Below are 25698 nucleotides of genomic sequence, written 5' to 3'. Positions count from 1 at the left end.
TCAGGCAAACCATTACGCTGCCGCTGCGGTTTCGACCAAGGGTTTCGTCCCCAGCGCCACCAACTTGCCATCCAGCCCCAACATGGCCAAAGGATGGGACACATAGCCTTGAGCCAGTTCGGTATAGGCCATGACCGCCATGCGCACACCGTGCCGCGAAAGATGATGATGCATATAGCGCCGCATATCTGCCGCAATCATCAAGACAGATCGCGAGGTGCGTCCCGCCACACCCGGAGCCGCCTGCAAACCCTCGACCAAACGGCTGCTGAGCGTGGCGGACAGAACCCCGCCCCGGCCCTCTTTGGAGGACAGCTCACGGCGGATTTCCTGCTCCAGTTCACGCGACAGCACATAAACGGCAATGGTGCGATGCTCATCCGCATACTGATGGCAGATGTGACGCGACAAGGCGGTGCGGATGTTCTCCACTTGTGCCGGCAGGGAGTGCCCCTCGCCCATCTGCACCAGGACTTCCAGAATCGCCCGCAGATTGCTGATGCAGACCCGTTCTTCCAACAGCCGCCGCAAGACTTCGGCCATACGCTGCAAAGGCACGGCATGCAAGGCCTGGCGAACCAGTTCCGGGAAAGTCTGCTCCAATTCACCCAGCAGTTGCCGTGTTTCCTGAATACCCAGAAACTCCGGCGCATGTTGAATCTGCGTCGCCAGCAAATAGTCGGCCAGCGCCTCTTCGGGTGTCAGGCACACGCCACCCAGCTTTTCAATTTCCGGCGCATGTTGACGAGGCACCCAGGCGGCCGGCTGCCCTTCAAAACTGAAGGTACTTTCAGGCTCCACGCCCAACACCTCCAACAGTTGAAGATTACCGATCAGGAACACACAGCCCGCATGCAAGGCCCCCCCTGCCACCGGCACACCATCCAGAAAAATGCTGAACGAGGGTGCCGCCAACTGATCCAGGGGTTTGAAACCAATCGTTTGAAAGGGCACGCCCAGGGCAATCTCGGCCCGAATACGGGCGTCCTCAAGCGCCAACTGGATGGGATGCAGCGCCAGTGTTGCCGCCAGCTCCGGGCCGACACGCAATGTCAGACGTCCTGTTGGCATATCGTCCCAATCCGACAACATGGCAGCGGGCGCATCGGATGCCAGGGCGGTTTCGTCCTGCCCCATCACTTCATCCTGGCCCTCGGCAGATTCCGCGGCAGCACGGCGCTCTTTGCGACGCGCCAAGTACGCGCCACCGCCTAGAATCAGCGCCAGCCCAAGAAAGGTATGCATGGGAAAACCAGGCACCAGGGACAGAAACACCAGAACACCCGCACACAAGGCCAGTACCCGTGATTGCGCACCCAACTGGCCGATGATCTCCGCCCCCAAATCAAGGTCCTGACCCGAATTGACCCGAGTCACGACAATCCCCGCTGCAATGGCCGTCATCAAGGCAGGCAATTGCGCAATCAAACCATCGCCCACGGACAGCAAGGAGTAAGTCTGCACGGCCTCGGAAAAGGGCAAGCCATGTCGAACGGTACCGATGATAATGCCGCCGATCAGATTGACACACAGAATGATCAAGCTGGCGATGGCATCCCCTTTGACAAACTTCATGGCACCGTCCATGGCACCAAAAAGCTGGCTTTCACGTTCCAGGCTTTGACGCCGCTGACGAGCTTCCTCTTTGGTGATGTCGCCATTGCGCAAATCCGCATCAATGCTCATTTGCTTGCCCGGCATGGCATCCAGCGTAAAGCGCGCACCGACTTCGGCCACCCGCTCCGTTCCCTTGGTGATCACAATGAACTGCGCGACGGTAATGATCAAAAAGATCACCAAACCGACCACCACATCCCCGGCAATCACATAATCCCCAAATGCCGCCACGATTTCACCCGCATCGGCATCGCGCAGGATCAAGCGTGTCGTCGTGATCGACAAGGACAGCCGGAACAAGGTGCTCAACAAGATAATGGGTGGCAACACCGAGAAATCAGCCGCCCGCGAGCTGTAGAAGGCCACGATCAACACCAGCACCGTCAAGGCAATGCTGGAACTGACCATCACATCCACCAGAAAGGTTGGGATGGGGATGATCATCATGACCACCGCCAGCAGGATGAACGACGCCACAATGACATCGCTGCGCCGGGACGCTATCTGGACAATTCGATTGAGCAAGGCTTTCACTGGCCATCCTCCGACTCATCGCTATAGCGCGTCAACAGGGCCGACGCCGCATCCAATTGCCCCAAGGCCAAATAGGCATTGATGCGCAACAGAGCCAGATCCGCTGCCGGTACTCCTTGCTGTTCCATCTTGTTGGTTGCGGCCAGGGCACGCTTGCCATCACCGGCCAAGGCAAACAACTCCGCCAGTCCATGCATGACATGCAGATCATCCGGTTGCATATGATGCGCCACCAATTGATACACCAGCCCCCGACTGACATGACCATTGTCCGACAGCAATCTGGCCCGCCGACAAAGCCATTGCGTGCTCAAGCTATTCCAATCTTCCATCCGGCTCGGCCTCCTGTTCGTCTTTGCCATCCGCTTCTTTCTCGGCCAGAGCGGCATCCAGGACACGCAAATGATGATCCATGTCCTCAAACAACAAGGAGGCGGCGGCATGGTGCACATCATCGGGCAAGGCCAGGGTCGGCAAGACGGTATCCAACAAATGCTTGAGAATCGCGATATTGCCAGCCGTATCTGACAATTGATCGTCCACGGGCAGAACGGCGCTGGCCAGCTCCGTACGGTCCACCAGCCTGCTGCGATTACCTGCGGCCCGCTTGGGGGCCGGGTCAGGGCGTTTTTCCTGCGACGCGAACGGCGAGGCTTCGGCCAGCCGTCGCAAACCCTGTACTTCCTTGGCGCGCCACAGATCGACATCCGATCGGCTGATCCGCATTATGTAAGTCCCTTATCAAAGCGCAAAGACATGCTCCTGCCCATTGCGGGCGAGCACAATACGCCCTTCATCAATGCTTTGCAGCAACCAGCCCTCTTTCAGGATGGCCCCCTGGTAATGACGCTCGCCATCGGCATCAATCAAATAGGGACGCTCGCCCAACCACACCGCCATGATGGAAACCTGAGGCGGCTCCATATCCTGCAAGGCAGACTTCAGCACATAGTGCGAACCATAGCGGCGGTCAAACCAGGCCTGGGCATCAAGCCATTGTGTTTTCAAATGAGCCGGCAAGGCACCCCGAACCTCGATCAACCGGCCATCCACGCTGACGGCCGTGCCCTGCAAACCCAGGGCATGCAGTTGCGCCTCCAAAGCCTGCCTGACCTCCTGGGCCGGAGGCACACTGACCACGGCCTGGGCAGCCTCGTGGCGCCCCGTCATCGAGAGCCCCTTCTGGCCGCTGGCTTGCGGTATCAGCAAGCCGATCGCCAGTATCGCCAACAGCAGGCAAACCCATATGGCCGGATAAGTCGAGACATGTTGCAGCCACAGGGCACGACGAGTACTCGGTGCGCCCGGCACTGCGGCATGCTCATCGCCCAGATACACCTGCACCTCGCCCATGGAAAACCGGCACGGCAGGCGGCTTTCAGCGATATGACCAGGGGGCAGTTTACGCAAGCCGTCAATCAGCACGGCATCGGCCAGCGCTTCCAGCCTGACGCGACCCTCACTGACTTCCAAGGTGACATGGCAAGCGGCCATGCCGGGATCGCGAACCACAATGTCGCCGTCAACCGCGGCGCCAATACGATATTTACTGTTTTCCTGGATGCGCACCCGGCCGCCTTGATGCAGGCCGCTTGCAATATGTAGCGCCAGTCCCGCGCGGCGTTCATCCATAGTGTGATAACAATCGAAGAATGATCATCGTAGGCCGATGAATCCAGACAGGAACCATCAGCACCCGCAAAAAACAAAACAGGGCCGGATACAACACCGACCCTGCCATCGATCAACCGATTAGTTAGGACGCTGTTTGCTTGCGTCCAGTTCGGCTTTCTTTTCCGTCGTGATTTCGGTCACTTTGGCCGACATTTCGATTGCACGGTCAAATGCAGCTTCCATCTTAGCCAAACCAGCTTCGGCGCCACCACCAGCATTAGCAGGAGAAACGTTGCTCATAAAAAACTCCAGAAAAAAAACATACAGTTGGATGCTCGTAAAACAGGATCCTCTTCAGGTCCCCATCCGCTGTGAGCATGGCTATTTTGCTAAGCCAAGGTGACGCTCAAATGACATTTTCATCTCGTTACCCAATTGTTTACTTTGTATACACTTTGAATGATTTGAACTTTGCATCCAAGTGGGCTCGTTTAGATCAAACCCACTTTCACCAGTATCTCTGCCACCCGGCCAAAATAACGCTCCGGCACAGGCTCCCCCATACTGCATTGACGCGCCAAATCGCCCGCCAGCACAGGATCGTAGACATGGGGCATGTCCTTGCCATGGCGCTGCGCCCAGAACGAGTGGGCCTGGTCTGGGGGAACGACATACACCAGTACCGGCACCTTGGTCTCGCCCCGCTTGTAACGCAGGCCCACAATCCAGCTCTTTTCACTGCCCAGCATGACAGAGGCCATGTGCTCACCCCGCGCCGTGGAACCGGCTTGCATCGCCATGCGCTGCCTATGCCTTTCCTTGCGAATTTCCGGCGAGCCATCCATATCCTTGCGCTCGCGCTTCACCTCGCTGTGAGACATGCGCATATCGCGGGCAAACAGCCACTTTTGCAGCAATAGATCCAATGTGGCCGTCATGAAAAACGCCAGGATGGCGGTAAAGGCGATAGGTACAAACAGATAATTGAACGAGGCCAGCAGGCAGTCCACACCACAGGAAGGCGCGCCCAGCAAAAAGGGCAGGCTGCGCCGGTACACCAGGAAAAAAGCCACACCCAGCACCGTCACCTTGAGCAGGGCTTTTACAAACTCCACCAGGTTGCGCAAGCTGAACAGACGCTTGAATCCCCCCACCGGATCAATCCGCTTGATATCCGGTTTGATCGGCTCAACCGAGAACACAATCCCCTTGATAATCAGGATATTGCCGATGAACACCACAAAGACGATCAGCAAGAACAGGGGAAAGGTGGCCGACAACAGGACATCCAGCGCCTCGGCCACGATGCCGCGCCAACGGTCCTCAAAGGGTTGATTGGGGCTTGCCAGGGATTCAGCCACCTTGTCGAACAACTCTATGGCCCTGACCGCCATGCCCGGCGCCGCCATGCTCAGGTACACCGTGCAGGCCAGCACCACCAAGGCCGTAATCATGTCCTGGCTTCTGGCGACCTGCCCTTTTTCGCGGGCATCCCGTAATTTCTTGTCTGAGCCCGGTTCTGTTTTTTCTTCGCTGGAATCATTGCTCATGGCGATGCTCCGGTATCAACACACGCCATCTTGCTAACGCAAGGCATCCACCCAATCCGACAGGCTCCGCGCCGAGGCCACCAGATCGGCCATATCAGGCAACAGCACGGCCATGTACAGAAGGAGCAAAATGGCAAACAAAAAATTCTTCACCGGCATGGACAAGTCAAACACATGCAAGCTGGGCGCCATGCGGGCCAGGTAGGCCAGAACCAGGTCACACACCAAAATGGCGATCATGAGCGGGGCAATCATCATGACCGCCAGCCGCAACACCTCGTCCATCAACTGAAGGACGGCCAGGCCCATGCCATCCATGACAGGGAAGAAGCCACCCAGCGGCCAAATGCGGTAGCTGTCGTACAAACCCCGCAGCATGAATGACAAACCACCCGCCAGGAAAAACATGGCCACCATGACGACGCTGAGCAAGGTCGCCGTCACCCCGGACTCGGTCGCGGACAAGGGGTCGACCAGTTGCGCCATCGTCGAACCACGCTGCAAGTCGATCAACTCACCCGCTGCCTCGGCTGCCCAGACAGGTACGCCATACAGCGCCCCCAAGACCATGCCCACCAGCATCTCCACCATCAGCGCCCCGACCAGGCGATAACTGACATGGGCGTAGTCGTACATGACGTCCGGCAGCAACATGGGCACCACCGGCACGGCAAACACCATGGCGATGACGGTACGCAACAAACCCGTGATACCGAGGCGATTGAAGACAGGGGAAATCATCACCAGACCCAGACACCGCGCCATGGCCAGGGAAGTCGCCGTGATCGCCGGATAGGCCGCACCCAGCCACTGCAAGGCTCCCTGCCACCACAGGTCTGCGGCTGCCGTCGTCGCTACCGGGTCCATACCGGAAAGCCGTTCAGCAACTGATCGGTCAGTTCCGACACATGCCCTGCCAGCAGCGGCAGCCCAAAGATCAAGGAGCACAGCACAGCCACCAGCTTGACGGCTTGCGGCAAGGTTTGATCCTGAATTTGTGTCAAAGCCTGCAACAAGCCCACTCCCAAGCCAATGACAATGGCAATCAGCAAGGCCGGAGCCGAAATGATCAGGACCGTCATCAAAGCCTTATTCATCAAGGAGACAATCAGCGTCTTGTCCATCGTTGCTCAGACTCCATAACTGGTGATCAAGCCATGCATCAAACGAGACCAACCGTCTACCACCACGAACAGGAAAATCTTCAAGGGGACGGAAATCAAGGCCGGTGACACCATCATCATGCCCATCGCCATCAGCACATTGGAGACGATCAAGTCGATGATCAGAAAAGGGATGTACAACAAAAACCCGATTTCAAATGCTCGGGCCAGCTCGGAACCCACAAAAGCAGGCACCAGCACCACCAGATCATCATCGCGCAGGTCCTGACGCGCCTGCTCGGACCACAAGCCTTCCGTGGCATTCAGGAAGAACTCCCGCTCTTCCGGCGCCGCATAGCGAGACAGGTGGGCCTGCAAGGGGCCGCGCACGCGCTGGGCTATATCGCTCAGGTCCTCCATGGAATTGAGCTGCATGGGCGCCCCCTGGAACTGATGACTGATCTCGCCGATCAACGGTGCGGTGACATAACAGGCCAGAATCAAGGCAATCCCATACAGAACCAGATTCGGCGGCGTCTGCTGCACGCCCAAAGCATTCCGAATCAGGAACAACACCACAGAGATTTTCAAGAAGCCGGTCATTGTCACGATCAACAAGGGCAACAATCCAACCGTGGCCACCAGCAGGATGATGACGCCCAGATTAGGCTGATAATCACCGATGGGCATCGGCCAGCCTCACGACTCGCACACCCAGTGCCCCATCCAGACGCACCAGCTCACCCTGGCCTACTTTCTGCCCATTGACCAGCAGATCCACCGCCTGGTCCTCCCGTCGATGCATGGGCAGCACGGCTCCGAGCTTCAAGGCCTGCAACTGCGCCATGCTCAAGGCCAGACGCCCCACTTCGCATACCAGGGGCACCGTCAACTGATCCAATACGACAGAGGGAAGCGATTCCGTATCGTTCGTGATTTCTTCCATGGATACCTCATTTCGTTCATCGATATACCAGTCACTATCCAGGACATAGTCATCCCCCTGCTCGCGAACGTCCGCTCGCAAGCGGGCATCCACGACCAGCACCCTGCCCGCTGACGGCCTGTTCAAGAGCACGATGTCGCCGGTGCGCAAAGAAGCCAATTGCGCCAGGCTCAGCATCTGGTTCCCCACCTGCATGCTCACCATGACGGGAACACCTTGCCAGATCGCCGGGTCCCGCTGTTCGCGCGGCAGGCGCTTGAGAAGCGTCTCGGGCAAGTCCAGCCACATCACCTCTCGCTCACCCCCTGCCTCACCCTCCGGCATCAAGGCCACTCGTCCTGAATTCGGACCTGTTTTCTCTGGTGGCCCCAGCCTGAATACCTGCCCGCAAGCCACCTTCAAACTCTGCAACAAAGGCATCAACAGCCAGGACAACAGACCACACGACAAGGCCGCCGGAACCTGATTCCAGGCCAAGGAATCGGGACGCACCAGTCCGGCGCTACGACAACGCTCATCCAGCCATCGTGCGTCCACCGCCAGACTGCCCTGAGCCGAGCCCGATACCAGTGAGAGACAGCACGCATCCTGCGGCACGGGCATCTGCACCCTGCGCAAATAAAAGGACACCGGCTCATCAAGCACCGTAAACACCAGCGGCAGCCAGGCGGCCCCTTGGGACTCATCCAAGACCTGAGACGGCTCACAGACCGGCAGCGTCGGCCACAAGGGCGTTACCTGCCTATCCTCAACCTCGGCCATGACGTGCCCCTTGCTGTTCATCGGCCAACATTTCATCGCGCAAGGCATCACGCTTGCTCAGTTGGCGACCATGCCAGCTCACCAGTTCCTTGCACGTTTCCAACTTGCGCACGCAGCGCGTATACAGGGCCACGGTCTGCGCCAGTGCGTCCTGGCTATCCGCCACCTTTTCTTTCAATTCATTCAAGTCATGCTCCATGCGCAAGACATGGTAAGCATCGTCGTTATCCTGATCGTAAGCCTGCATGACCATGCGACTGTCAAAACCGCTGCTGGACAGCTCACTCCAGCGCTCGTACTTTCGTTGCTGGATCAAGGCCATCGTCTCCTGAGCCCGTTGGCTTTGCGCCTGATAGGCTTGCTCGGCACGCTCACACTGAGCGGCCTGCACGCGTCTTTCTTGTTGCAGCCGCTCTTCGCGCCGCAACCGTATTTCTTTCAAAAGAAGGATGTCCTTCAGGGCAGCACTCATGAGATCAACTCCATCAGGCGGCTACGTGTTTCAGACAAGGTGGAAATGGTTTTCATATCCTGGCGCAGAAAACGCTCGATGGCGTCATGCCGCTCGATGGCCACATCGGTTTGAGCATCCGTGCCCGTCACGTACTCACCCAGTCGAATCAGCAGTTCCACCTGCGAATAACGGGCCATCAGGTCACGCACCTGCGCCGCCGCCTTGCCATGTCGGTTCTGCACCACCTTGTGCATCAAACGGCTGCGGCTGCGCAAAATATCAATCGCGGGGAAACGGTTCCTGCGTGCCAATTGGGCATCCAACACGATATGCCCATCCACAATCGAGGTGATTTCCTCTGCAATGGGATCAGCCTCCCCTTCGCTCTCGACCAGCACGGTATAAATGCCGGTGATGCTGCCCTGCACGCCTGGCCCGGCACGTTCCAGCAATTCAGGCAAGGCCGCAAACAAGGAAGGCGGAAACCCCCGACGGGTGGGAGGCTCACCCACCGCCAGACCAATTTCACGACGCGCCCGGGCGTAACGCGTCACGCTGTCCACCATCAACAGCACATGCTTGCCCGCATCTCGAAAGTATTCGGCCACGCAAGTCGCGGTTTCGGCGGCCTTGACCCGTTCCAGAGCCGATTTATCCGAGGTGGCCACCACCGTCACCGTTCGTTCACGGGTGGCCTCGTCCATGGCATCTTCCAGCCACTCACGCACTTCCCGGCCCCGCTCACCGATCAGGGCCAGCACCACCACATCCGCCTGCGCCCCTGCCAACATGGACGCCAATAGCGAGGACTTGCCCGCCCCCGCCTCACCCAGAATCGCCACCCGCTGCCCACGTCCGACCGTCAACAAACCATCAATGGCTCGAATGCCCAGTGGAAACGGCTCGCTGATACGTTGACGTTCAATCGCGGCGGGCGCCGAGCCATGCACGGCTCGCCAGCTCATGCCCTCGGAATGACGGCGCACCCGGGAATCCAGATTGCGTCCGAATGCATCAATGGCCGTCCCCAGCAACGCCGGGCCGACTTCAATCGAAAATCCGCGCGATGTGCGATACACGGGGCACCCTGCGCTGATCCCGTTGGCTTTGGCCATAGGAGCCAACCACGCCAGATCATCAGCAAACCCCACCACTTCGGCGGGCACAGGGGCATACCCCGCCATGCGCGGCTCGATACTGCAAAACTCGCCCAGGGTCGCGCCCGGCAACCAGGCCCGAATGGTCAAGCCACGGATTTCTTGCACCTTGCCTTGCCGCAGGCGCGTATCAACCCCTTGCACAAGGGCATGGATATGCGGCAGAGGATCGGCATCGTGCAATGCCCTGTCCGCCGTCATGCCTGCTCGACTCCGTGTTGCTGCAACACCTTGAGAATCCGATCCCATTGCGCATGAGGCGTCAGTTCAATGATGCCCGCCGGTGTCTCCAGAAAGCATTGAGACTGCCGTAATTTATCGTCCTCCTGCCACACCACGACCCGTGCCAGGCGAGCCATGGCATCCTCACTCAAGGCCTCCAAGGCCCCCGGCGCAAGACGCAAGGTGAAACGACCCGACTCACGCAAGTCCCCGACGGCACGATGCGTCGCACGTTCGACCAGTTCTGCGTCCGCCATGCCATCCAGTATTTTTCTGAACGCAGTGTCAATCAGTTGCACCAAACGAGGTTCCAACTCATCCACATAGCGCTCACGCTCCTGAGCCAGGCGCAAGGTCAACTCCGCAGCTTCTTCCATCGCGGCACGTCGCCCGGTCTCGTAACCTTCCTGCCGCGCCTGCTCCCGCAAATGGTCTGCCTGCTCATGCGCTTCCTTCTGGATGGCCTGGGCTTGCTGCCGCGCCTGCTCCAGAAAACGTTCACCCTCTTGCCATGCCGCCAGACTTTCTGCTCGTATGATCAGGGCGTCATCGCCTGTTGCTGCCCGTGTATCGGCGCTCATGCTTCTGCCCTCGGGGTTTGCGCCACGGCGTCCAGCAACATGGTCGCCAAGGCGGCCTCTACCTGCCCGCCCTCTTGCGCCTGACGGGGCATGGCTTGCTTGCAACGCAACCACGCGGCTACGCCCTCGTCCTGCCTGGCGATCCAGGTGTTCAACACAGCATGGCCGGCATCGACAATTTCGATTTCCCAGGCATGCGCGGTCTCCGGCCAAACTCGCTGTTGTTCAGGCACCTTATCCCCTAGCACGGCACATCCGGTTTGCACCCAAGTCCACCATGTCGGGCCAAAGCGCGTCTCCAAGGCTCTCAATACCGAAGCCCGCAACTCCTGCGCCAGGACAGGCGCCCAATACATCAAGCCGCAGGCCTCCAGAACACGCTGCCAGGCACGTGCATCCAGGCTCAACAAGCTGATCTGTAGCGGGCTGGGCGTCAAGCTGGACAACGGTTTCAAACCCAAGGTCTGTTGCACCAGTTCCATGAAAGCCGCCCGATGGGAGTCCGCCGCCACCGTCCGCCTGAACAAGGCCTCGTCCTGAATCTGCAAAGGCTCCAGGCACTGCGCCAGATACTCTGGCCGCAGGCCGGATAAGGGATTCTGCTGGAACGCACTCCAGTCACCGTGACTCAAAATCTTTGCCATAATCAGGATACGTGGGGATAAATGCGTGTTGCTCTGGCTGAGCGTGTCATGAACCACCATGTCCCCGCCCCGGCCAGCCCTGCCATCAACAAACCAATCACCAATGACAACTGGGTCAAGCGGCCCACACTGTGTGCGGGTACCGGCACCCCGAGCCAACTGCCCATTTCCGCCACGGCAGCCCCTTCTTCCACAGGTGCCGCCACGGGAATCACCGACACGCGCTCGTACTCCAAACCGGCAATGCTGCCCACCACCAAGGCCTTAATCTTGGGAATCAACGGTTCGATATCAACGTCAGACTCGTAGCGCACAAACACAGCCGCCGACGCCGGGCGAGCCGGTTTGCGGCGCATATCCGACTCAGGCAGATCCACATGGACCCGAGCGGTACGGATACCATCCACCTGTGCCACCGTATTGGACAGCTCCTGGCTCATGGCATAAATCAGTTGCGCCCGCTCTTGCGTCGGGGAGGCCACCAAACCATTGCTCTGGAACACATCGCCCAAGGAGGCAAACTGCGCCTGCGGCAAACCCGCCGCCTCCAGCACCTGAACCGCACGAGCAAAATCGCCTTTATCCACCATGACGGTCAAGCCGCCACCTTTGACCGGCTCCCGGCTGGCCTCAATGCCCTGTCTCATCAACACGGAGATCATCTGATTCGCTTGTCGCTCATCCAGTCCCGTATACAAATCCGTCTTGCACGCTTGCAACACCAGCACGCACATGGCCACGGCCATCATGCGCACCATCCTTGTTCCCCTATGCCTCAACACGAATCACTGTCCTCTCATCAAGGTATTGACGGCACCAGACACCTGAGTGGCGCTGCGAACAACCACCTGGGTCTCAATGGAATAATCGAACATGCGATTCAAGGCATCCAGCGCCGTCATGACACGCTGGTCCGACTCCTGACCCGGCACGGCGGCAGGCGGGCTATCGAATCGGGTAGCGGCCTGATGGCCCACCACATCATTCACGCGGGAGGAGGCCAGGCGGGTGCGTTCCAGATACCCATCCAGGTACTGGGCAACCACCTGACCGACCTGACCCACGCTGGAGAGATGACGGTCACGCACCTGCATGGCCATGACCTCGAACAAGTCTTGCGAGGCAGGAAATGCGCCGCCCTGATGTACCGAAACATCCAGACCAACGCCAACAGTGCTGGGCAAATCCATTATTCGTTCTCTCCGCGTCGTGTCGATTTCAAGCGTTTACTCGTCGGACTGAGCTTCACTCAGAATTTCGTTCATGCGCGGCATCAGCACGGTCTGAGCCAAGGTCACCACTCCCTTGAGCATCATTTCGTCTTGCTGAGCGCTCGTCACAGCATCATCAAACGATGCTTCGGGGGTCTGCGCGGGTACGGTGGAAGAATCAACGGGTGTTACGGACATCACTCACTCCTGTCTACATGGCTAATAAAACAATCGTTTAGGGGGGTGTCACACGCTGCCGCGAACCATTGCGCCCGCGATACACCGTAATGCCTGCTGCGTCGCCAGAAGCCGCCACGCGAGTACCGCCAACCGGGGCGCCACCGACCAAGGAGGCAATACGCTGGCGGAACGACAGCGGCCCCGTCACCACCAAGGACGAGGGACGGTTATCCACATCAATCGCGACACCGACACTCTGCCTGGACCACTGCTCCATCAGATGGAGACGTTGCTGCCCATTCAAGCCCACGGCGGAAATCACCTCGGTCGCGTTCTCGTCACGGGTACTGACATACAGCGTGTCACGATCCAGATACCAGACCAGATCGTGCGCCTGGGCCAGGCGGCGCAAAAAACCCTCTGCGCTATCGCCGCGCCGCACGCCACGCACCACACCGCTGACACCACGTGACACATCGACTCCTACCCCCAGGTTTCGCCCCAGCTCGCGCAATACCTGGCGTAAATCCTGTTCAATGATCAGATACGGGTAGGGCTGCGCCAACAATCCCGGCTGCGCCAGCGCCTGACACGACAGGCCAAGCAAGACCAGGCCACAACACAGCGTCGTGTTCATACGGAAAAAACGGATTGAGCGCACTCTTTGCACCACACGGCTCCTGCATCTGATGCGAGCCATTATTGAGGGCGATGGTGACAGGCACATTGCACTGCGACACCTTGCGGCATTTTTTTCAATCACTTACGTATCGCAATATTTTGCAGTTCTCACTACCATGCCTTTGCAGTGCAAGAAGAAGGTAAAAAGCAGTGCCAAGACGGATCAAGCAACAACCTGCCCTGTATAGCCTTAGTCTAAAAAAACGCCACTTAGTTGACTGAATCGATACTGCTCCATTTCTGTAAATGGGCTCGCAACTCATCCTAGATGCAGGCCACATCACCTAGGACGCAATACTCTTTTTCCAACTGTGCGATCATTGGAAGCAAAGACTCGCGCTCTAGATGATGCCCCGGCAATAGCGCTCACCCCCCCTCAAGATGAGCCTTTAACCACAACACCACTTTTTTGCGTCCCTCTGAGTCCGCCGGCTCGGTCGGATATGGCAGGCTCTCGTAAACCAGTACAAACTCCTGCTCTGCCTTGATGAAGGTTTCCATATCGTCCAGCTATTGAGTGGCCAGTTCCATCGTCAAAGGAAACTCGCGAACCCGCGCCATAGGCAGGGCGGAGGTATCTAGAAACTGAGTGAAAATACCGGAAGAAATATCGTGTTTATTCATTGCTAAAGCTCCTTGAATTAGGGCGGTCGCGCCCAATTGCATCAGCGACCCATCACGCCCATACAGTGAAATTAATAAGAAGCGACCATCCGACTCTCGGATGCAGGCATCAGCCCAGACTTCGGGGAACTCCTCCACTTGGTACATCACCGAGCTCCATAATAATGCGACAGGCTTCTTGCTCGTAAAGATGAGGGAAGAAGCCTGGCCGCGTGGTTTAAAGAGATGGTCAAACTGAACGTACAGCCAACGAGCCGTCAGCTTGATGAAGGATGTCCCGATTTCCCACGTTGCTCCAGGAATCACGTTCGACCTCAGTGAACATACTTGCTGGCACAGCAATCTTGAGCCGGTGCAACACCGCTTTAAAGTGTTCCAGGCTCAAACCAAATGGGTTGGACTCATAAAGATTGCTATACAGATACTGATCATCGAACCCGGTCACATCCGGATCCACAAAATCCACCTGCTTTTCGATGACCAGAAAATAATGACCCAAAGGCCTATCCCAGCCCAAGAGCACAGTGACGGGATGATCTTTGTACGTGGTTTCAAAGTAATGACGACTCATGACAAACTCCAGAAAATGAGTCGCAACGCCCCATAAGGGCCGCAGCGACCCCATGGGTACAGGTTATAAAAACGCCCAAATGCGGGCTAAACAAACAAGAAATGACTCAAGTTACAGGTCGCCGTGCTCAGCGAACGAATAGCTAGTGTTGTCGGCTGAAGGCCCGACGATCAAATGGTCCAGAACCCTTACATCGATCAGCTCCAATGCTTTTTTAAGCCGCTCAGTAAGTTGGCGGTCTACTTGGCTAGGCTCTAACTTTCCGCTTGGATGGTTGTGAGCCAAAATGACCGCGCCAGCATTGTTTTTGAGCACCTCTTTAACGACCTCACGAGGATAGACAGCCGTTTGACTCAGGGTGCCGTGGAACATTTCTCGATACTGGATCAAGCGAAGTTGGTTGTCTAAAAAGAAGACAGCGAAAACCTCATGTTCTAAGCCAGCCAGGCGAGCGACGGCATAGCGTTCCGCAATGCTCGGGGTTGACATGGGAGTCCCTGAAGGCACTAAAGACACAATCGCCTCACGTGCGGCCTCCAATATCTGCCCTGGAGTCGCCAACACGTAGTGCCCATGCGCATCAGCAACATGCAATTGCGCGGGTTCAGGCGCTACCTGAGCGTATACAGACGGCGCGATGGGTAAAATCGACGTATTGAAAGAAGACATGAGTATCTCCAAAAAGCTGGAGACATCCGGCCCCTTGAGGACGGATGTCCCCAAGGGATAAGACGAGGCTACTGACATGCTATGCATGACTGCAGCAGATAAGAAAAACTACCCAGGCAGTAAAAGACCACCTTGATGCGTTTACAGGGCTGAACGCACCTAAAGAAACCCCCTTTAGGTTTGATGAGAAGGTTTCCCCAAATGGCCTGGACCAGGCCCCTTGAGGAACCCTTCTAATGAAGGGTGAATAGCGCCAACCATTGGCACTGAGGGATAAAGCATCAGTTGATCTTTACTATCTGACCAAGCCGATGATCGGCAGTAAATTCAATTGCATTGATCGTAGGCACAAATTTATCCAGCATCGTGATGGTCTCTGAAACATTCCCTTTCTCATCCACTTCCAGGTTCTGGATACGTTCTTTCTTCTTAAAGGTATCCCCCTTAATCAGAAAAATCCGGCCGTCTTTCGATTCAATGCAGCCAGTCACCTGGCCGGCCGCCAGCGCAAGCGCCAGGTGCCATTGAGTCATCGTACGAAGCGGTCTTCTGTGACTGGCCCGCACCTGAGAGAAATGAACATCAAAGCCTTGCCACAATAGACTCGCCTTCCATGTATTGAGCTCGTCTTTCAATTGAGCTGCATCGATTCGCACCGCATGAAAATCAAGCTCCGCATCAGCTGCTGGCACCTGGTAGGGCTCATCATCCCAGACCTCTGGCAATACTTGATCTACGAACTCTCCGGCCTGAGCCTGCGCAAGCCAGTCAAGAACGCTTTTACGTGGATGTATGCTTCGGATTTTGGTCCCGAAGATGACACATTGTTTGAATTGCTGCTCGGGGGCCATAAAAAACCGCAAATTGTCGAAATTACGGGCCAAAAATGTCCGAATCTCAGCATCTAAGGCGTAATACGGAATGATGTAGATAAGCACCCCACCCTCAACCAGGAATGATGCCGTTTTCTTCAAGAACGTACGCTCAAGACGCTCGGCTTTGTCAGAGTCGGCGTTGGCCATGTTCGCCGCATCACTGATTCCAAACCCGTATGGAGGATTCAGAAACAGTAGGCCAATACTGCGAGCCTTAACCACGACATCATGAAGGTCCGCGTGAATAACCCTATCCAAGAGGGTTTTCGCGTGCCAGGCACGTTCTTTATCAAACTCAACACCCAGAGCCTCAATGCTTACTGAAACCTCACCAGCCCGCTCCTGTAGGCCAAGGCGAATGTCAGCCAGCGCCGCACCTTCCCCGCAACATGGGTCAAGCAACCGCATAGGTCTCGATGCAGGCATGAGGAAGTGTTGAATCCGCTGCAAAGTCTCATCATCGGTCGGGTAGTATCCGGCTTTTACGAAGTTGCGAGCCAAGCGGGTGAACAAAAGCGCCATGTCACACCTCCTGACCATCAATGAGCGAGATCTCACGGCCAAACACCAGGCCTGCTGTTTCAGGCGAAGGTTCGCCATTCTGAGAAATCCACCAACTGGGTGGTTGAAGGGGGTAAACAAGCAGCCCAAGGTACGGACCTTGTGAGGCAAAGCAAACGATTCTGCATTCACCAATATTGTTGAACCTGACCATCACAGTTTCGCCAATGGCTGGAACAGGTTCTGGTCCGGTCCAGATCAGTCGATCATCGGTACGGTTTCTGTCAATTGTGTACAGCGGTAAGGTGAAATAACGGACAACGATCATGTGGGTCTCCGAAAAATACACGACGAGAGACCCAGACGGATCATCCCGTCGGGAAAGTGAAAGAGGAAAATGCAAACCCATCCTGATGGGTTTGCATGGGTTAGAGGATCAGTACTCCGATGGCAACGTCAGTGTGGTACTGGATCGATCCCATTCTGTAACGATCCAGATTTTGAGTTGGTCATTGACGCGATACGACGACATCAGTCGCCCTCCACACGCTAGGGACCGCTGGTTAAATCGCCAATCTTCGTGGCACAGATCCCCCCAATCACCAACAGCGTGACGAGCCAGGTACTCACAAGCGTTGATCGTGCCTTCTTGATCCAGCTTGGTAACACCTGGCGTAGCCACAACCACACCGAGCTCAAAGCGCGGCAGCACATCGGCAAGAGGCGAGAGATCGAAGGAATCTCTGCACACTGGTTGAGTCTGTTCAGTCATAGTCGGCCTCACTAAAAAATGCGCAGGCCATACCCATGCGGGTCTGTGCCCGCAGGGGTGAAAATGGAAAAACAAAAGAAAAGCGAATGTCACCAAGCCTATGAAAGACCTGGTATACATTCGCTAATTTGGAGGAGCGGACTCCTCATCGGGCACACCGAGGTGTGCTGAAATGGTCGCGTGCTAAACGCTAGGGCATGAACATCTTCATGCCGCTTAAGATCAGACCGGCAAAACCAGCCAGCATCAAGCCAAGACGGATGGTCATATCCCGCTTGGTCACCTCGATGTCTTTTCTGGTCACTTCAATATCGTGCTTCAGTTCAGTGCGAAGCGCGGCAATGTCGTGTTCAACCTTGGCTGTCCACTTCTCCAGCACTTGATCAAGTGTGAGTGCCATAGCACCCTCCATTGCGATGGCCACCTTTTCGGCAACCTCTTGCTTCATACCGGCATCAACCAGGCCCTGCCGCAGCAGGAACAAGTCAGATGAACTCATTGACATATAGTACCCCTTAAAAAATCAAGAGGGCTATCAACCCGCGAGGGTCAAAGCCCCCAAGGGTCAGTTAAAGAATCAAGCGGCTACCGCTGAAGCGCCGAATCGCAGCCAATGAAGTGCTTGCAGACGCTGCTTGAGATCACCTGGCAAGCGTTGGGCCAAATCTTGTCGAACAGAGCAGCCTTGGACCAGACGTACGAACGAGCACACCTGTGCGGGTGCCAACTCATGTCGAACAGCCAGAAACTGCTCAAATCCCTCTTCATTGGCCTGGGACAGCCAGTCATTAAAGAGGGAATGCAAACTCTTGCGCTGAGCCGTCGTGATAGGGAAAAAATGCAGTTGAGCCATGATCGTCTTCCGAAAAATGGGGACGACCAAGCCCCAGGGGACACGGTGTCCCCATGGGGTGAATAAGAAGCGCAGGAGAACCCCGCGTGCATCGGTTAAAAGCAAATACCCAGGTAGCCAAAGCCTCCTTGGCGCGTTTACAGGGTTGAACGCACCTGAGTGAAACCATCGTTGGTTTGCTTAGATGATTTCCCTTGCAGGCCGGGCCTGGTTATCCTGGCTCGCAAGGGAACCCATCTAGGTTCCGGGCTTACATAACAAATTAAAATTCATACCCCCTCACCTCCCTTAGCAGATCCAAGGTGTGTGTCACCGAAATGGAGGTCCTGGTGACAAATGAAACGGCGCGCAAGGTACGTGGCTGGTTTTGCTATCACCAGCTCCGGCTTAGCGCAAAAGCTGCGGGCGCATTAGGACGCCGCCTCCCAGATTCAACGATGCACCAATGTACAGTGCGGTCTGACTCATGGTCTCGATAGCATCAAGAACATGAGTCAAACCGCCACCTTTGGGCGGTTTAGAAATGAGGGTTTACTGGGCAAACCAGATTTGTTGTTTCGCATCGAAACGATAGCCATGACGTTGGCCAAGTTCAGCTGCTTGCCGTCGTAGCAGCGCACGTTCTACAGTCGCATCAAGTTTGATGGGATCTCGGTTGGCAATGGCTCGGAGCATTTCTGAGTCAAGCAACCCATCGTGCTCTCCCTGCGTAGACTCTTGTGGTCCAGAACCCGAAGACCCTGACTGGGGCTTCCCACCCTTGTTAAAGTGGCTAAAGTCTTTTGCGCTAGATGGAGGGGGAAGTGGCTTTTTAGGTGGTGCAACCCGTACAGGTCTTTGCTCGTCAATGGGGTCAGGCTCAGCTTGCTCATGAGCAGTCGATAATTCGGCCTGGCTCTCAACTTGTAAGTCGTGCAAACGCGCACGAATTTCTGTCACACCTTTGCCAAACGCGATGTATTGCGACAGATAGATTTCAGTAATCCACACAGTTGCCTGGTACTCACCTTCTTCAAACTGATCCAGGAGCGGGTCTTTGACCTTGAACTCACCAAAAGCAGTTGAAAGGTCTGCAACGCAGAATGCACCATTTCGACTTTGTCGAATCCGCTTTACGCGCAGCTGCGCTCCATCTATACGGATCATCGTGATCTCCTTCAGAAAGACAGGGAGACCACATCCAGCCGGAAGAGATCTCCCGGTGGGGTGTGAAATGAAAGTACCCGTTCAGCTTACGCCGGACGGGTACAGGGGGGCTTGAATGGTGGCCATCCAACTTGCGATCGGATAGTACTTTAGAGCACGTGAGGTTCCTGTTTGAACGTGCAATTCAACGGACGTACTCGTGTGAGATGTACCCCAACTCTATACAGAGCGTTCACGTTTCAGGGGTTGACGTGTCGTGCCCGAAGGCGACCAGGTTATTCAAGTGACACCTGAAAACACTCGCAAAACCGAATTAGTTTAGTCGCTAATTTTTGCAGCATCAAGGAGAAGAAGACCCTCGCACAGCCCCCAGTGGGAACAGTAACGAGGGTTTTGATGAGGCATTAAAAGTTAAGCGACGCTCTGATGGGCATAGCTTGCAGCGTACTGAAGCGCACTACTAGCTCCATAACCTGCTTGATATGCCGCAGCGCCTTGGTTCACGGGCACCGGAGTACTGTGGAACTTTGGAGTTGCTGGACCTTGAGCGTTTTCCTGTGGTGCTTTATTTTCAGACTGGTCTTGCTCAGGCACATCCTGAGCAGATTCATCATCGGTCGAGGAGTTCTGCAAAGGAGCACTCTCCTGAAAAGGAATGTTATCCATGCTGGACCCTTCTTGCAATTCACGTCGGAAAATATTAACGCCATCAACAGTGACACTGTTGATCAACAACAGACGTCCCTTGATAAGTGCGGCAGGCTCTTGCTCGCCAGTTGTACGCCCCTTCTCATCTCGAAGGTTGCGCATGTAAACGTGTGTGTAGATATCTCCCACACGAAACGATACGAAAACCTTACGTTTCGCCTCAACATCACCCATGAGCTTTTCCACCATTTCAATGGCTTCGCTCCCAGAGACCCGAAGGTCAAAGTAGGTGTAGTCAGGTTCATCCGCATTCCCACGCACGGCGGAAATCGAGCAAGCAAGAAAGGGTTGTGCCTTGCGGCCAGAACCTTTGGCTTCAACCCAGCGCACACGGTTCAGATAACCGAGACCGTTAACGTGAAGATTGAAGTGATTGGAAGTTTGAGCGGAAGCGGTCGTCATGATGGTGAACTCCAGAAAAATGGACTGGAGGAACACGCACCCACCCAAGAGCCGAATGGCCTGGACAGGGAAAGCGGGTTCCCTGTCCGGGTAGCAAAGAAGAAGATGTACTCTGGTACTGTCTTAGAGGATCAGTACGTGCGTCTTTCAAGAGTTGAGACGCCGCTGTGGGGTGCCTTATGGCGATTCACGTAGCAAAGTTATCAATGAGCAATGATAAAGTCAATAGCACGAATTTTCGCTGTAACTTAGCTTTGATTGACCGCCATTGGCTGATTAGGCCTTAGGATGGACCCTCTTCTAGGCAATAGCGGTACCATAGTTGTATGTCAGGAGCCATTTATAGTTCGCTTTTTCGGTACCATCCAATTTAAATATCATTATGAGCAGAGCTAGCAAACCCTCTAAGAATACTCACGCGGCGCTTTCAATTTTGCGTGACAAAAAGACAGACCTATTTTCTTGGGTTGTTATTGCCGTCGCCACGATCGCTATCGTCTTGTTGGAACTTACTTTTCTTAGCGGTCTTTTTGGAAAGTTTAGTTGGGAACTCTTTCTTGAACGTAATGGTACCGCTTTAAGCATGTTTGGTGCATTGTGGACGGCTTTGGGCGTCCGCATGTCTCCCAATGAATTTTCTGCACTACAAAAACTGCGAAAGAATAATTTTGTGATTATAGGTGAAATTATCCATACCCTTCGCATAGCCTCACGATTTGCAACAGTGGGGGCATGGTTAATTTTATTGGGCAGTACTTTTCTTTGTGTCAAAGTCTGGTTTTTTCGTTAGTTTCTACTAGACTACTGTCACTTTACAAATCCTATCGATTTGAGTAAGAGAAAAATAGCTCTCAAAAAAACCACTGCCAAGCCCAAAACCAAGAAGGGTTTTGGCTCAAAGCTAGGCCACAAACTTAGGACGACTCTTTGGGTTTTGGGGTCGTGCTTACTTGGCTGTCAAGGTACAATACCCCCTTACCAAGGAGCCCCCCTATTATGGCCAATGCAGACCAATTGAAGGCGCTGCTCCAGTCACACCTGGAAGGCGACGAGAACCGTTTTTACTCCGTCGCCATGCAGGTAGCAGCCCACGAGGCTAAACGTGGCCACGGCAAGCTGGCAGAGGAGCTGCGCTCACTGGTGGATCAGGCCAAGGCCAAGCGTTCAATCACTCCTGTTTCCTTCAGCAAAGCGGTACCCATCAGCAAGCCAAGGGGTGAGCTGGCGAACCTACTATCAGTCAGTTACCCCAAATTTCGCCTCGGCGATATGGTGTTAAATACTGAGCTTTCTCAGCAGTTAGACCGGATTATTCGAGAGCAACGCCACGCAGCAGAGATTCTGTCACACGGCTTGTCTCCAAGGCGAAAACTACTGTTGGTCGGCCCACCTGGTACAGGCAAGACTATGACAGCATCGGTACTGGCCGGTGAGTTGGGTTTGCCGCTGTTCCAAGTACGCTTAGATGGGTTGATTACAAAGTTTATGGGTGAGACTGCTGCCAAACTTCGTCAGATTTTTGAATCCACCCATCAAACCCGAGGCGTTTACTTCTTCGACGAATTCGATGCTATTGGCTCCCAGCGCGGTTTATCTAACGACGTAGGCGAGGTGCGTCGTATTCTCAACAGTTTTTTGCAAATGATTGAGCAGGATGAATCCCACAGTTTAATCATCGGCGCTACCAATCATCCGGATATTCTAGATAACGCCCTGTTCCGTCGCTTTGATGATCTGCTACATTACGAGTTGCCGGATGAAACACATATTGCTAATGTGCTGAAGTCCCGCTTATCGCGCATGGCAGTGAAAAATACATCTTGGAAACGTTTGGCTACTAAAGCACTTGGCTTGAGCTATGCGGAACTTACGCGAGCAGCGGATGAAGTGCTGAAAACTGCGCTGATTGATCGCTCCGAAAAAGTATCAGAAAAAGATATTTCTCTCGCTCTAGAAGAGCGTCGCAAACTTTCCAACCGATTAAATAAGAAAAGTTAATGTCAAGGACTATACATGGCGGAAAGGGAGTCGAATAACCACCCACACTTTATTTTCCAAAACAGTGCCCAAGCGGAAAGCTTTACTTCGCCTGTGAAAGGTGGCGGAGCTAAGCAAGTGCCCGACAGAAACAGAGATGCACATGGTAGCGCCCTACTGGGTAAGCTCCAGCAATTGAAACCTATGTTGGTCGAAGCGGTGGAGCAGCAACGACAAGCAGGGATCGATGAGGGTATCGGCCTGCAAGTCGAATTTGAAAGTTTCCCAGATGTTGAATTGGCTTTCGAATCCCTGGCGCGTGAACGCTCTGGCATCGAGCTTCGCAACGTACGCCAACATGGAGAGAAAACCTTCGCCACTGTATTTGTGCCAGATGGCAAGCTAGAGCTCTTTGAAAGTCTCATTGCCGCCTATTTGGATAGCGGTAAGGATACAAAAAATGGCCCTGCTCATAGTAGATTGCTGAATGCTATTTCAGAAATTCGGGCGGCCACTTTACAAGCCCTTTGGACCGACTCTCCTGGTTCCATACCTACAACAGACGAGGAATACCTATGGTGGGAGGTCTGGTTGCCGACGCGAGATGATCGACATGGGGTTGTGAGTCAATTCAAGGAAATAGCAACTAGCCTGGGCTTTCGTATTGCCCCAGGCGAGCTTTACTTCCCAGAACGCTCTATATTGCTAATTTACGGATCAGTAAATCAGATGAAGCGCTCAATGCTGACTCTGAACAACATCGCCGAGTTACGGCGGGCTAAAGAAACGGCTGATTTTTTTGATGCTTTGCCTCCGGAAGAACAGCCTAATTGGGTTGATGAACTCCACGATCGCTTAACACTACCCGCTGATGGCGAAGAGGTGCCATATGTGTGCTTATTTGATTCCGGAGTGAACAATGGGCACCCGTTGCTGCAACAAGCGGTTGCCAATGCCGACAAACACAGTGTTGAACCAGCTTGGGGCACAAATGATTCTGAAGGGCATGGAACAGAAATGGCTGGCCTTGCCTTATTTGGAAATTTAACTGATGTACTCGCCACTTCTACTCCTGTATCTATTTCGCACCGTCTGGAGTCCGTCAAGCTCGTTCCAGAAGATGGCGCCAACGGGGGTGATGCACAATTACACGGCTACCTAACATCCGAAGCGGTAGATCGACCAACCGTTAATGCACCATACCGTAAGCGGGTTTTCAGTATGGCGATTACCGCCAGGGACAATCGTGACCGTGGGCGCCCTTCCGCTTGGTCAGCAACCATTGACCGACTTGCCTGTGATGCAGACGCGCAAGGAGAAACACCAAGATTATTTGTGATATCTGCCGGTAATATTAAAGACCCGAATGCATGGGTGGAATACCCACATAGTAATACCTCAGATGGTATTCACGACCCGGCTCAGGCGTGGAATGCATTAACTGTCGGTGCCATGACTCACCTTGCTAGAGTCACAGAGACGGATGCTGGCAACTATACCCCGATTGCCGAAATCGGTGGCTTAAGCCCCTTCAGTACCACATCTCAGACATGGCAAGCGTACTGGCCATTAAAGCCAGACGTGGTTTTTGAAGGCGGTAATGCCGCAAAAGACGGCTTAGGTGCCGCTTGGATGCCCAGTTTAAGCCTACTCACAACGCATTCGGATCCCACTGAACGACTATTCACCACGAGCAATGCGACCAGCGCCGCCTCAGCACTTTGCGCAAGAATGGCAGCTCAGTTGATGGCCAAGTACCCAGATTTATGGCCCGAAAGTATACGTGGCTTAATAGTGCATTCAGCGCAGTGGACCAACGCTATGAAGCATATGTTTCTGCCTGCCAGAGGGGAGCCAACCAAGGCACAAACGACTAAACTGGTACGGCATTGTGGGTTCGGTGAGCCAAGTCTCGATAGAGCCATGTGGAGTGTCGACAACTCTTTAACCATGATTTGTGAGGAGTTTCTATTTCCATTCAAACGTGAAAAGAGCAAAGAACCTCAATTACGGGATATGAATCTACACCGCCTGCCGTGGCCTTTGGCTGAGCTTGAAGCGCTTGGAGAAACGCAGGTAGAAATGCGTGTGACCCTGTCCTATTTCATTGAGCCCAACCCCTCTGCTCGCGGTGTTACCTCGCGCTATAGGTATGAATCTCATGGGCTTCGCTTTGATGTAAAACGCCCGCTGGAAAGCGAAGATGCTTTCCGCGCCAGAATTAATGTGTCAGCTAGAGACGATGAAGAGTATGCCAATAGAAACGACAATGACCCGAACTGGGTGATCGGAAAAAAAAACCGACACAAAGGATCGTTGCACTCGGATATTTGGAAAGGCAGCGCAGCGGAATTGGCAAGCCGTGGTGCCATTGCGATTTTCCCATCGCTTGGATGGTGGAAAACAAGACCTGTACTCCAACGATACGACCAGCGAGTCAGGTACTCTTTGATCATTTCTATCACAGCCCCAGATATTGACGTGGATTTATACACACCGATTGCTAACCAGATTGGCGTACCGGTTATCATCGAATAATTGTGCTTAGGAGTTTCGATGCTGCTAATGTAGGTTGAAATCTGAGCCAATACCTCTGAAAACTCCGTTGGTTTTAAATCTTCCTTCATGTAAATCGATTTCTTGCCGACCACTTACAAGCGGGATTTGGGTATTTGCAAAGGCTCTTTAGCTACTTTTACTTCCCTTCGTAGTAGAGCTACGAAAGGAAGGACTTCGTGACTTCTGAAACACATGCATAAAGCTCATCCAATGACAAATCATTCTTCTGGTTATTTCGATAATTAACAGCTTGATCTGCAACTTGGGGGAGCATCAGGTTGTAAAACCCAGCGTTCGAGCCTTAGCTAAACAGCGAGGTTTCAAAATGCTCCTGATATAACTTTGCCTCGTGATCGCGGAGCCTGCACATTAGCTTTGTCCAGTCCACAGGCTGCTCCTCCGCTAGCAGCCTCAGAACTGCCGCCTGAAGCATCCCGGCTTTTGAGGAACTCCTCTTTGGCTGAATGAGCGAGGAATAAAGCTCTCGCAAAGGCATTTGCAAAGAATAGTGTTTTAGCTTCCGATACTAGATCTTCCGCATTGCTTAATAGCGTCTCTATTCCTTGGTCGATTTGCGTTAGCTCAAGAGCCACTGACTTTTTCATGGCAGCTACGGCACAAAGTCAGTAACTGGCTGGAAGCCAGTCCACTTGAATGCTAAATCATGTTTGGCGTTCATTCTTAGGAACAGATAGGCCTCTTAAGCGTGTTTGTTTGTACCACAATACAAATTAACGTCTTAGCCTATCCATATAGAGCTGTTTTTTTTCCTCAGACCATAAAGC

General features: G+C 54.4%; 30 protein-coding genes. 3 read left to right on the top strand and 27 right to left on the bottom strand.

All coding sequences use genetic code 11. The features are described 5' to 3' along the window. Nucleotides 1-12: 12 nt before the first annotated feature. From sctV to AB7E06_RS05470, 26 genes are all read right to left on the bottom strand, one after another. A complete protein-coding gene (sctV, locus tag AB7E06_RS05595) occupies nucleotides 13-2151 on the bottom strand; it encodes a type III secretion system export apparatus subunit SctV (protein ID WP_372406354.1) in 2139 nt (712 codons plus the stop codon). Continuing rightward, nucleotides 2148-2483, bottom strand: coding sequence for a hypothetical protein (locus AB7E06_RS05590; RefSeq protein WP_372406357.1), 336 nt, complete (start codon nucleotides 2481-2483; stop codon nucleotides 2148-2150). Before AB7E06_RS05590 ends, sctV begins: the two co-directional genes overlap by 4 nt. Further along, the gene (locus AB7E06_RS05585; protein ID WP_427955610.1) at nucleotides 2467-2877 is read right to left on the bottom strand and encodes a hypothetical protein; all 411 of its coding nucleotides are present in this window, start codon (nucleotides 2875-2877) and stop codon (nucleotides 2467-2469) included. The genes AB7E06_RS05590 and AB7E06_RS05585 overlap by 17 nt, the downstream gene beginning before the upstream one ends. A gap of 15 nt (nucleotides 2878-2892) precedes the next feature. Further along, a complete protein-coding gene (locus tag AB7E06_RS05580) occupies nucleotides 2893-3783 on the bottom strand; it encodes a SctD/MshK family protein (RefSeq protein WP_372406359.1) in 891 nt (296 codons plus the stop codon). A 120-nt stretch (nucleotides 3784-3903) separates the two neighbouring features. After that, nucleotides 3904-4065 carry a hypothetical protein gene (locus AB7E06_RS05575; protein ID WP_372406360.1) on the bottom strand — a complete coding sequence of 54 codons (162 nt, stop codon included), beginning with the start codon at nucleotides 4063-4065 and terminating at the stop codon, nucleotides 3904-3906. A 191-nt stretch (nucleotides 4066-4256) separates the two neighbouring features. Continuing rightward, the gene (locus tag AB7E06_RS05570; protein ID WP_372406361.1) at nucleotides 4257-5315 is read right to left on the bottom strand and encodes an EscU/YscU/HrcU family type III secretion system export apparatus switch protein; all 1059 of its coding nucleotides are present in this window, start codon (nucleotides 5313-5315) and stop codon (nucleotides 4257-4259) included. Between the two features lie 33 nt (nucleotides 5316-5348). Continuing rightward, nucleotides 5349-6182, bottom strand: a complete 834-nt coding sequence (sctT, locus tag AB7E06_RS05565) for a type III secretion system export apparatus subunit SctT (RefSeq protein ID WP_372406363.1) — start codon at nucleotides 6180-6182, stop codon at nucleotides 5349-5351. Continuing rightward, nucleotides 6170-6439, bottom strand: a complete 270-nt coding sequence (locus tag AB7E06_RS05560; RefSeq protein ID WP_372406365.1) for an EscS/YscS/HrcS family type III secretion system export apparatus protein — start codon at nucleotides 6437-6439, stop codon at nucleotides 6170-6172. The genes sctT and AB7E06_RS05560 overlap by 13 nt, the downstream gene beginning before the upstream one ends. 6 nt (nucleotides 6440-6445) lie before the next feature. Next, a complete protein-coding gene (gene sctR / locus AB7E06_RS05555) occupies nucleotides 6446-7108 on the bottom strand; it encodes a type III secretion system export apparatus subunit SctR (RefSeq protein ID WP_372406367.1) in 663 nt (220 codons plus the stop codon). After that, nucleotides 7095-8126: a type III secretion system cytoplasmic ring protein SctQ gene (gene sctQ, locus AB7E06_RS05550; protein WP_427955603.1), complete on the bottom strand. Its 1032-nt coding sequence runs from the start codon at nucleotides 8124-8126 to the stop codon at nucleotides 7095-7097. Before sctQ ends, sctR begins: the two co-directional genes overlap by 14 nt. Beyond that, entirely contained in the window at nucleotides 8113-8598 is a 486-nt protein-coding gene (locus tag AB7E06_RS05545) for a hypothetical protein (protein WP_372406372.1), read from the bottom strand. The genes sctQ and AB7E06_RS05545 overlap by 14 nt, the downstream gene beginning before the upstream one ends. Further along, on the bottom strand, nucleotides 8595-9938 hold the full coding sequence (locus tag AB7E06_RS05540) for a FliI/YscN family ATPase (protein ID WP_372406373.1): 1344 nt from the start codon (nucleotides 9936-9938) through the stop codon (nucleotides 8595-8597). Before AB7E06_RS05540 ends, AB7E06_RS05545 begins: the two co-directional genes overlap by 4 nt. Next, nucleotides 9935-10540 carry a type III secretion system stator protein SctL gene (gene sctL / locus AB7E06_RS05535; protein ID WP_372406375.1) on the bottom strand — a complete coding sequence of 202 codons (606 nt, stop codon included), beginning with the start codon at nucleotides 10538-10540 and terminating at the stop codon, nucleotides 9935-9937. The genes AB7E06_RS05540 and sctL overlap by 4 nt, the downstream gene beginning before the upstream one ends. Continuing rightward, nucleotides 10537-11184, bottom strand: coding sequence for a hypothetical protein (locus AB7E06_RS05530; protein ID WP_427955598.1), 648 nt, complete (start codon nucleotides 11182-11184; stop codon nucleotides 10537-10539). Before AB7E06_RS05530 ends, sctL begins: the two co-directional genes overlap by 4 nt. 2 nt (nucleotides 11185-11186) lie before the next feature. After that, nucleotides 11187-11933, bottom strand: coding sequence for a type III secretion system inner membrane ring lipoprotein SctJ (gene sctJ, locus AB7E06_RS05525; protein WP_427955595.1), 747 nt, complete (start codon nucleotides 11931-11933; stop codon nucleotides 11187-11189). Between the two features lie 36 nt (nucleotides 11934-11969). Continuing rightward, a complete protein-coding gene (locus AB7E06_RS05520) occupies nucleotides 11970-12374 on the bottom strand; it encodes a hypothetical protein (protein ID WP_372406379.1) in 405 nt (134 codons plus the stop codon). 36 nt (nucleotides 12375-12410) lie between these two features. Next, entirely contained in the window at nucleotides 12411-12593 is a 183-nt protein-coding gene (locus AB7E06_RS05515) for a hypothetical protein (RefSeq protein ID WP_372406381.1), read from the bottom strand. A gap of 37 nt (nucleotides 12594-12630) precedes the next feature. Then, nucleotides 12631-13212 carry a hypothetical protein gene (locus AB7E06_RS05510; RefSeq protein ID WP_372406384.1) on the bottom strand — a complete coding sequence of 194 codons (582 nt, stop codon included), beginning with the start codon at nucleotides 13210-13212 and terminating at the stop codon, nucleotides 12631-12633. A gap of 897 nt (nucleotides 13213-14109) precedes the next feature. Continuing rightward, on the bottom strand, nucleotides 14110-14451 hold the full coding sequence (locus AB7E06_RS05505) for a hypothetical protein (RefSeq protein ID WP_427955591.1): 342 nt from the start codon (nucleotides 14449-14451) through the stop codon (nucleotides 14110-14112). Between the two features lie 111 nt (nucleotides 14452-14562). Further along, nucleotides 14563-15120 (bottom strand): RadC family protein, encoded by a 558-nt coding sequence (radC, locus tag AB7E06_RS05500; RefSeq protein ID WP_427955588.1) that lies wholly within the window; start codon nucleotides 15118-15120, stop codon nucleotides 14563-14565. A gap of 281 nt (nucleotides 15121-15401) precedes the next feature. Further along, complete coding sequence (locus AB7E06_RS05495; RefSeq protein ID WP_427955585.1) at nucleotides 15402-16517, bottom strand: DUF6094 domain-containing protein; 1116 nt, start codon at nucleotides 16515-16517, stop codon at nucleotides 15402-15404. 1 nt (nucleotide 16518) lies between these two features. After that, a complete protein-coding gene (locus AB7E06_RS05490) occupies nucleotides 16519-16824 on the bottom strand; it encodes a hypothetical protein (protein WP_109088520.1) in 306 nt (101 codons plus the stop codon). A 634-nt stretch (nucleotides 16825-17458) separates the two neighbouring features. Further along, nucleotides 17459-17767: a hypothetical protein gene (locus AB7E06_RS05485; RefSeq protein WP_137430372.1), complete on the bottom strand. Its 309-nt coding sequence runs from the start codon at nucleotides 17765-17767 to the stop codon at nucleotides 17459-17461. A 78-nt stretch (nucleotides 17768-17845) separates the two neighbouring features. Then, complete coding sequence (locus AB7E06_RS05480) at nucleotides 17846-18121, bottom strand: hypothetical protein (protein WP_137430371.1); 276 nt, start codon at nucleotides 18119-18121, stop codon at nucleotides 17846-17848. A gap of 531 nt (nucleotides 18122-18652) precedes the next feature. After that, the gene (locus AB7E06_RS05475; RefSeq protein WP_372406397.1) at nucleotides 18653-19267 is read right to left on the bottom strand and encodes a DUF3275 family protein; all 615 of its coding nucleotides are present in this window, start codon (nucleotides 19265-19267) and stop codon (nucleotides 18653-18655) included. Nucleotides 19268-19678: 411 nt separating this feature from the next. Continuing rightward, on the bottom strand, nucleotides 19679-20377 hold the full coding sequence (locus tag AB7E06_RS05470; RefSeq protein ID WP_372406398.1) for a DUF3577 domain-containing protein: 699 nt from the start codon (nucleotides 20375-20377) through the stop codon (nucleotides 19679-19681). Between the two features lie 382 nt (nucleotides 20378-20759). Between AB7E06_RS05470 and AB7E06_RS05465 the strand changes: the two genes are divergently transcribed. From AB7E06_RS05465 to AB7E06_RS05455, 3 genes are all read left to right on the top strand, one after another. Continuing rightward, the gene (locus AB7E06_RS05465) at nucleotides 20760-21167 is read left to right on the top strand and encodes a hypothetical protein (RefSeq protein WP_372406400.1); all 408 of its coding nucleotides are present in this window, start codon (nucleotides 20760-20762) and stop codon (nucleotides 21165-21167) included. A gap of 206 nt (nucleotides 21168-21373) precedes the next feature. Beyond that, nucleotides 21374-22375, top strand: a complete 1002-nt coding sequence (locus AB7E06_RS05460; protein ID WP_372406402.1) for an AAA family ATPase — start codon at nucleotides 21374-21376, stop codon at nucleotides 22373-22375. Nucleotides 22376-22390: 15 nt separating this feature from the next. Then, complete coding sequence (locus AB7E06_RS05455) at nucleotides 22391-24892, top strand: S8 family peptidase (protein ID WP_427955578.1); 2502 nt, start codon at nucleotides 22391-22393, stop codon at nucleotides 24890-24892. A gap of 341 nt (nucleotides 24893-25233) precedes the next feature. Here the strand turns inward: AB7E06_RS05455 and AB7E06_RS05450 are convergent, their stop codons facing one another. Continuing rightward, nucleotides 25234-25518: an AbiV family abortive infection protein gene (locus AB7E06_RS05450; protein ID WP_372406405.1), complete on the bottom strand. Its 285-nt coding sequence runs from the start codon at nucleotides 25516-25518 to the stop codon at nucleotides 25234-25236. Nucleotides 25519-25698: the final 180 nt, after the last annotated feature.

This window comes from Alcaligenes sp., from assembly GCF_050255915.1.
GTDB classification, from domain to species: Bacteria; Pseudomonadota; Gammaproteobacteria; order Burkholderiales; family Burkholderiaceae_B; genus Alcaligenes; species Alcaligenes aquatilis.
Note: the sequence above shows the minus strand (reverse complement) of the source record. Positions and strands in the feature narration are given on the sequence as shown.

What these genes read in the sequence shown, in the direction of transcription:
- AB7E06_RS05590 (WP_372406357.1), bottom strand. Translation starts at nt 2,483, where the DNA reads ATGGAAGATTGGAATAGCTTGAGCACGCAATGGCTTTGTCGGCGGGCC.
- AB7E06_RS05460 (WP_372406402.1), top strand. Translation starts at nt 21,374, where the DNA reads ATGGCCAATGCAGACCAATTGAAGGCGCTGCTCCAGTCACACCTGGAA.
- AB7E06_RS05480 (WP_137430371.1), bottom strand. Translation starts at nt 18,121, where the DNA reads ATGGCTCAACTGCATTTTTTCCCTATCACGACGGCTCAGCGCAAGAGT.
- AB7E06_RS05540 (WP_372406373.1), bottom strand. Translation starts at nt 9,938, where the DNA reads ATGACGGCGGACAGGGCATTGCACGATGCCGATCCTCTGCCGCATATC.
- sctQ (WP_427955603.1), bottom strand. Translation starts at nt 8,126, where the DNA reads ATGGCCGAGGTTGAGGATAGGCAGGTAACGCCCTTGTGGCCGACGCTG.
- AB7E06_RS05475 (WP_372406397.1), bottom strand. Translation starts at nt 19,267, where the DNA reads ATGATCCGTATAGATGGAGCGCAGCTGCGCGTAAAGCGGATTCGACAA.
- AB7E06_RS05485 (WP_137430372.1), bottom strand. Translation starts at nt 17,767, where the DNA reads ATGAGTTCATCTGACTTGTTCCTGCTGCGGCAGGGCCTGGTTGATGCC.
- sctT (WP_372406363.1), bottom strand. Translation starts at nt 6,182, where the DNA reads ATGGACCCGGTAGCGACGACGGCAGCCGCAGACCTGTGGTGGCAGGGA.
- AB7E06_RS05585 (WP_427955610.1), bottom strand. Translation starts at nt 2,877, where the DNA reads ATGCGGATCAGCCGATCGGATGTCGATCTGTGGCGCGCCAAGGAAGTA.
- AB7E06_RS05490 (WP_109088520.1), bottom strand. Translation starts at nt 16,824, where the DNA reads ATGATCGTTGTCCGTTATTTCACCTTACCGCTGTACACAATTGACAGA.
- AB7E06_RS05545 (WP_372406372.1), bottom strand. Translation starts at nt 8,598, where the DNA reads ATGAGTGCTGCCCTGAAGGACATCCTTCTTTTGAAAGAAATACGGTTG.
- AB7E06_RS05450 (WP_372406405.1), bottom strand. Translation starts at nt 25,518, where the DNA reads ATGAAAAAGTCAGTGGCTCTTGAGCTAACGCAAATCGACCAAGGAATA.
- sctJ (WP_427955595.1), bottom strand. Translation starts at nt 11,933, where the DNA reads ATGATGGCCGTGGCCATGTGCGTGCTGGTGTTGCAAGCGTGCAAGACG.
- AB7E06_RS05470 (WP_372406398.1), bottom strand. Translation starts at nt 20,377, where the DNA reads ATGACGACCGCTTCCGCTCAAACTTCCAATCACTTCAATCTTCACGTT.
- sctR (WP_372406367.1), bottom strand. Translation starts at nt 7,108, where the DNA reads ATGCCCATCGGTGATTATCAGCCTAATCTGGGCGTCATCATCCTGCTG.
- AB7E06_RS05510 (WP_372406384.1), bottom strand. Translation starts at nt 13,212, where the DNA reads ATGAACACGACGCTGTGTTGTGGCCTGGTCTTGCTTGGCCTGTCGTGT.
- AB7E06_RS05520 (WP_372406379.1), bottom strand. Translation starts at nt 12,374, where the DNA reads ATGGATTTGCCCAGCACTGTTGGCGTTGGTCTGGATGTTTCGGTACAT.
- radC (WP_427955588.1), bottom strand. Translation starts at nt 15,120, where the DNA reads ATGTCTTCTTTCAATACGTCGATTTTACCCATCGCGCCGTCTGTATAC.
- AB7E06_RS05465 (WP_372406400.1), top strand. Translation starts at nt 20,760, where the DNA reads ATGAGCAGAGCTAGCAAACCCTCTAAGAATACTCACGCGGCGCTTTCA.
- AB7E06_RS05455 (WP_427955578.1), top strand. Translation starts at nt 22,391, where the DNA reads ATGGCGGAAAGGGAGTCGAATAACCACCCACACTTTATTTTCCAAAAC.
- AB7E06_RS05580 (WP_372406359.1), bottom strand. Translation starts at nt 3,783, where the DNA reads ATGGATGAACGCCGCGCGGGACTGGCGCTACATATTGCAAGCGGCCTG.
- AB7E06_RS05505 (WP_427955591.1), bottom strand. Translation starts at nt 14,451, where the DNA reads ATGAGTCGTCATTACTTTGAAACCACGTACAAAGATCATCCCGTCACT.
- AB7E06_RS05495 (WP_427955585.1), bottom strand. Translation starts at nt 16,517, where the DNA reads ATGGCGCTTTTGTTCACCCGCTTGGCTCGCAACTTCGTAAAAGCCGGA.
- AB7E06_RS05515 (WP_372406381.1), bottom strand. Translation starts at nt 12,593, where the DNA reads ATGTCCGTAACACCCGTTGATTCTTCCACCGTACCCGCGCAGACCCCC.
- AB7E06_RS05570 (WP_372406361.1), bottom strand. Translation starts at nt 5,315, where the DNA reads ATGAGCAATGATTCCAGCGAAGAAAAAACAGAACCGGGCTCAGACAAG.
- AB7E06_RS05530 (WP_427955598.1), bottom strand. Translation starts at nt 11,184, where the DNA reads ATGGCAAAGATTTTGAGTCACGGTGACTGGAGTGCGTTCCAGCAGAAT.
- AB7E06_RS05575 (WP_372406360.1), bottom strand. Translation starts at nt 4,065, where the DNA reads ATGAGCAACGTTTCTCCTGCTAATGCTGGTGGTGGCGCCGAAGCTGGT.
- AB7E06_RS05560 (WP_372406365.1), bottom strand. Translation starts at nt 6,439, where the DNA reads ATGGACAAGACGCTGATTGTCTCCTTGATGAATAAGGCTTTGATGACG.
- sctL (WP_372406375.1), bottom strand. Translation starts at nt 10,540, where the DNA reads ATGAGCGCCGATACACGGGCAGCAACAGGCGATGACGCCCTGATCATA.